The sequence below is a fragment of the Streptomyces sp. NH27 genome (genome assembly GCF_056859195.1).
The window spans coordinates 1-5,487 of the sequence record NZ_JACEGK010000535.1 but is presented as its reverse complement, the minus strand read 5'-3'; the positions used below and the strand labels follow the sequence as shown (position 1 = coordinate 5,487).

Below are 5,487 nucleotides of genomic sequence, written 5' to 3'. Positions count from 1 at the left end.
CCACTTCCAGCACCGCATCGATCACCACCACACCCCCACCATCCCACCCACCGAACACCGTCAATTCCCCGCCGCGCTCCGAAAGTTCGCCCGCTCGTCGAACCGTCTGCCCGGACGCCATGGCCAAGGCGACGCCCGCAGCGGCTACGGTGTCACCATCCACGCCCCGGCTGCTGTCGGACAACGGTCCGCAAGGAAGTGCTGCACGGTCACCACGATCGGCACGCGTCATCCCCGGTGAAACGGTGATTCCTCCCCCGGGGTCCTCGGGTCAGGAGTCGAAGCCGTAGCCCCGTCCCCCGCCCTGACCAGACCGGTCTCGTAGGCGAGGACCACCGCCTGGACCCGGTCGCGCAGCTGAAGCTTGGCGAGAATGCGGGAGACGTGGGTCTTGACGGTGGTCTCGGAGAGGTGGAGGCGGGCGGCGAGTTCGGTGTTGCTCAGGCCCTGGGCGAGCAGGTGCAGGACGTCCAGCTCGCGGGGGGTCAGGGCGGCCAGGCCGGGACGCGGCACGGTGGGCGCCGCTTCAGGCGGCTGGCGGGCGTGGCGTTGGACGAGGCGGCGGGTGATGGCCGGGGCGAGAAGTGCGTCGCCGGTGCGCACGAGTCGGACGGCGGCGACGAGGTGTTCCGGGGTGACGTCCTTGAGGAGGAAGCCGCTGGCGCCGGCCGACAGTGCCTCGTAGACGAGGTCGTCGAGGTCGAAGGTGGTCAGCATGATCACGCGGGGTGCGGTGGCCGCATCCGGACAGTCGCGCAGGATGCGGCGCGTGGCCTCCAGGCCGTCGAGCTCGGGCATCCGGATGTCCATGAGCACGACATCGGGGCAGGTCCGGAGCACAGCGTCCACGGCCTCGGCGCCGTTGGCCGCCTCGGCGACCACGTCGACGCCGTCGGCCATGAGGATCATGCGGAACCCGGTACGCACGAGCGCCTGGTCGTCGGCGACCACCACGCGCACTGGGTGACTGGTCACGACGGCTCCAGAGGGATCACGGCGGCGAGACGATACCCACCGTCGGGAGTCGGCCCGGTCTGGAGGGTGCCGCCGTAGACCGCGATTCTCTCCCGCAGCCCCATCAGCCCGTGACCTCCGCCTCTCGCCACGTCAGGACCCGGTGTGCCGCCGGTGTCCACCACCTCTGTGTGCAGGGCCTCGGGCTCGTAGGCGAGCGCCACGCTCGCGCTCGCGCCCCGCGCGTGCTTGGTGGTGTTGGTCAGCGCCTCCTGGACCACGCGGTAGACAGTGAGACCGATGCCGGACGGGACCGGACGGCGGCTGCCGGTCACCGTCAGATCGACGCTCAGACCCGTGTCCCGTACCCGGCCGACGAGCGCGTCGAGCTGGTCCAGGCCGGGTTGCGGGGCGAGGTCCTTGGCGGGGGCGGCAGGATTGTCCTCCGCGTTCAGGGTGAGCAGTCCCATCGTGTGCCGAAGTTCCGCCATCGCCGAGCGGCCGGCGGCCTCCACGGCCAGGAGTGCCTCGCGGGCCATCTCGGGTTCGGCGTCCATGACCTTCCGCGCGGCACCGGCTTGGATGACCATCATGCTGACGTTGTGGGTGACCACGTCGTGCAGATCGCGGGCGATACGGGCCCGCTCGCGCTCGGCAGCGCGGCGCAGCTCCGCGGCCTGTTCCCGCTCCAGAGCCGCCATACGTTCCTGCCGCGCGTCGGCGCGCAGCCGCCACTGCCGCATGCCGTCCGCGACGACGGCGAGCGGCAGCACGATGAGCAGCGGGACGTACTCGTTCTGGATGGTGGGTACGTCCGGGGTCCTGGCCCCGTTCAGGACGAGCAGCGCCACGGCGACGCTCGCCAGGGTAGGTATCCGGTACGGGCTGTGCATGACGGCGGAGTACGTCGCGACCAGGGCCGTGTAGAGGATCATCCTCGCCTCGCTGCCCGGCGCCATCAGTCCTGCGGCGATCACCACCCAGAGCACGGCCAGCGGGTAGCGGCGGCGCAGGGCCAGGGGCAGGGAGCACAGGAGCATCGGTGCCAGCGCGCCGACGTAGTCGCCGGAGCCCTCGACCACGCGCACCGTGCCGTCGACGATCTTGTACGTGCGGTCCATGCCCACACTCAGCCCGGAGTTGACCGCGGCTACCACGGCGACCACGGCGAGGGCCCCGTCGAGGATCAGGTCACGTCCGGCAGGCCGGGGCAAGGGCCCCGTCGTTCGCATCAGCGCCACGAAGCCGTCTCGCAGCCGGTCCGCCGCCGATGCGTTCGTCACCCGCCGATTGTCACAGGCCGTCTCGGCCTGCCGCGTCCTCCCTTCGGCCCGTGATCACGCGCTCGCGTACTTCCCTCGTCTACATCTCGCGGAGGACCCCGGCCGGGATCCTCCGCGCGGAGGAACGGAAAGGGTCCGGGCGCCGGACGCGCCCGCCCGCCCCCCGCTCATAGCGTCCCAGCCAAGCAGGTCACCGGGACCCCCGCCACCGACGAGGACAACGCGTGACTGTCGTATTGAGAGCCCAGGGCCTGGGCAAGAAATACCGCCGGCGCTGGGCCCTGTCGGACTGCACCCTCGACGTTCCCGCGGGCCGCGTCGTCGGCCTGGTCGGCCCCAACGGAGCCGGAAAATCAACCCTGCTGAACCTCACCTCCGGCATGCTCGCCCCGACCACGGGCACCATCGAGGTCTGCGGCGGCCGCCCGGCCACCGGCCCCGCGCAGCTCGCCAAGGTCGGCTTCGTCGCCCAGGACACCCCCACGTACGCCGCCCTGTCCGTCGCCGACCACCTTGCCCTCGGTGCCCGCCTCAACCCCCGCTGGGACACCGCGCTCGCCCGCGACCGGATCCGCCGCATCGGCCTCGACCCCGACCAACGCGCCGGACGTCTGTCCGGCGGGCAGCGCGCCCAACTCGCCCTCACCCTGGGCCTCGCCAAACGCCCTGAACTCCTCGTCCTCGACGAGCCGGTCGCCGCCTTGGACCCTCTGGCCCGCCGCGAGTTCCTGGACGATGTCACGGAGGCGATCGCCGGGCAGGAGATGAGCGTCCTGCTCTCCACCCACCTGGTCTCCGACGTCGAACGGGTCTGCGACCACGTCATCGTGCTCGTCGACTCACGCGTCCAAGTGAGCGCCGGAACAGACGACTTGCTGACCGGGCACCACCGCATGACCGGCCCGGCCGACACCCGCGTCGGTCTACCCGCCGACCACCACGCCCTCACCACGTCCCGCACCGCCGATGACCGGACCACGCACGTCGTGCGCACCGACGCGGCCCGGCTCCCTCACGATCCCGCGTGGACGGTCGAACCGCTCTCACTCGAAGACATCGTCCTGGCCTATATCGGCCGCCGCACCACCACCGCCCCGGACCCCGACCTCTGTCCCACCGCCGCCCTGGAGACCCACCGATGATCTGGCTGACCTGGCGCCAATTCCGCACCCCGGCCACGGTGTTCATCGGCGCACTGGCGGTCCTCGCCGCCCTTCTCTCCGCGACCGGCCCCCACCTGGCCGGCCTGCACACCACCGCGGGGCGTGGTCTCGTTCAGCAACTCACCAGCACCGACACCACCCTCTACTTCGTCTGCGGCGTGGCCGTCCTCCTCGTACCGGCCCTCATCGGCATCTTCTGGGGCGCCCCGCTCGTCGCCCGCGAACTGGAGAGCGGCACCCACCGCCTCGCCTGGAACCAGGGCATCACCCGCACCCGCTGGCTGCTGACCAAACTCACCCTCACGGGTCTCATCACCATGGCCGTGAGCGGCCTGTTCAGCCTCGCGGTCACCTGGTGGAGCAGCCCCGTCGACCAGGCCGTCGCCGCGGGCGGATCCGACAACACCGACAACTTCGTCCCACGCATCGACCCGGCGATCTTCAGCGCCCGCGGCATCGTCCCGCTCGGCTACGCCGCCTTCGCCTTCGCCCTGGGCGTCACCTTCGGCGTCATCATCCGCCGCACACTCCCCGCCATGGCCGCCACCCTCGCCACGTACACCGTCGTTCTCCTGTCGATGCCGCTGTGGATCCGGGCCCACCTGGCCCCCGCCACCACCGTCACCGTCCCCTTCACCCACGACCGCATGGCGAACTACCTCCTCGACTCCGTCTCCCACGTCGACATCGGCAAACCCGACAGCTGGACCATCGCGGAGCAGACTCTCGACGCCACCGGACATCCCGCCCACGCGATGCCACCCGCGTACGCCGACTGCGACTCGATCAAGGCATGCGTCGACGCCCTCGCCCGAGCCGACTACCGCCAGCGCGTCACCTATCAGGCCGCCGCCAACTTCTGGACCTTGCAATGGGCTGAGACCGGTGTCTTCCTCGGTCTCGCCGTCGCTCTCGGTGCGTTGTGCCTCTGGTGGACACGCAAACGCCTGAGCTGATGAATTCGGCCACACCGGTGGCGCGGACCCCGAACCGATCGAAACGCCACGCCACCCCGCCTCCCGAGCCTCTGGCCCAGGCTGCTGAAGATCGCCGTCATCGTGGGTGACAACGGCTTCATCGTCGGTGCCAACCCCGCATCCTGAACGAGAGGACCCCCGACCGTGCCCAACCTGCGGCTCTCTCCGGAGATCCAGTGCCACCCCACCTGGCTGGTGAAGGACGGCGGCGTCGAGAACGTGGCCCCTGAGAAGCTGCCCGTCTCGCCGAAGCTGTCCGCCGCCCTCAACGAGTGGCGCGACCGCTGGGACGCCACCTACGACTTGGCGGACCCCATGGACTCGGGCTGTCCCTCCGACGCCGAGGAGCAGAGGTTCCGCCACGACGGCGAGAACCTGGCGACACGGCTCAGGTCCGAACTCGGCCCGGACTGGGTGGTGCAGTTGCGGATCGTCTGACACGCCCGAAGGACGGACCTAGCAGGCGTCGTATCACCACGTGCCGTTCTCCAGGCCCACGCCTGGCCGTTCTGGTCAAGGAGGCTGTTGTCGTAGGCGTAGGTGACGGCGCCGGGGGCCCGCTCCTGTGCGGTCGGTCTCCCCACGTCGCGCACAGGCTGTGGAGGACGCAGATCTGGCGCGTGTGAGGAGCACACCAGCCCCTCCATTACACGCACTTCACGCGGGGGATTGGCGTGAACTGATCCCCCGATCGGGTGACCCGATCATGTGATCCGTGGGGTTGTGGGACCTATGCGGGATTCCAAGATCAAAGGGCCCCTCTCGCGGTATGCGAGAGAGGCCCTGAGCTGGGGTGGAGCCTAGGAGATTCGAACTCCTGACATCTGCCTTGCAAATTCTTCCGGGGCGGTCTCATGACCTGCGAAAACGCACCCGCAGAGGCGCTGACCTGCGGAAATACCCTCCAGTGGTTTCCACTGGCGGTGGAGGCTTTCACGACTCATGTGTGCCGAATGCGTGCTGCGGGTCGACAGGGTTTCGGAACCCGCGAAGAACGCCGCCCGGCCCCATGCCGGTCCGTGGTCGGCACGGGGCTCGATCGAGAGCGTCCAGGAAGACAAGGCTGTCGGCGCGAACCGCGGATGCGGGTCGCGCCGGCGGCCGGGCCGA

General features: G+C 70.1%; 5 protein-coding genes. 3 read left to right on the top strand and 2 right to left on the bottom strand.

Annotation, left to right across the window (positions count from 1 at the left end; all coding sequences use genetic code 11):
- Positions 1–228: 228 nt before the first annotated feature.
- Together AC13HU_RS31245 and AC13HU_RS31240 are read right to left on the bottom strand one after the other, a co-directional pair.
- Complete coding sequence (locus tag AC13HU_RS31245; RefSeq protein ID WP_483045342.1) at positions 229–975, bottom strand: response regulator; 747 nt, start codon at positions 973–975, stop codon at positions 229–231.
- Entirely contained in the window at positions 972–2,237 is a 1,266-nt protein-coding gene (locus AC13HU_RS31240) for a sensor histidine kinase (RefSeq protein WP_483045341.1), read from the bottom strand. Before AC13HU_RS31240 ends, AC13HU_RS31245 begins: the two co-directional genes overlap by 4 nt.
- 224 nt (positions 2,238–2,461) lie before the next feature.
- Here AC13HU_RS31240 and AC13HU_RS31235 point away from each other — a divergent pair, with 224 nt between their 5' ends.
- The 3 genes from AC13HU_RS31235 (at position 2,462) to AC13HU_RS31225 (ending at position 4,815) form a co-directional block, all read left to right on the top strand.
- A complete protein-coding gene (locus tag AC13HU_RS31235; protein WP_483045340.1) occupies positions 2,462–3,379 on the top strand; it encodes an ABC transporter ATP-binding protein in 918 nt (305 codons plus the stop codon).
- Complete coding sequence (locus tag AC13HU_RS31230) at positions 3,376–4,356, top strand: transporter (RefSeq protein WP_483045339.1); 981 nt, start codon at positions 3,376–3,378, stop codon at positions 4,354–4,356. The genes AC13HU_RS31235 and AC13HU_RS31230 overlap by 4 nt, the downstream gene beginning before the upstream one ends.
- 165 nt (positions 4,357–4,521) lie before the next feature.
- On the top strand, positions 4,522–4,815 hold the full coding sequence (locus AC13HU_RS31225) for a hypothetical protein (RefSeq protein ID WP_483045338.1): 294 nt from the start codon (positions 4,522–4,524) through the stop codon (positions 4,813–4,815).
- The last annotated feature ends 672 nt before the right edge of the window (positions 4,816–5,487 follow it).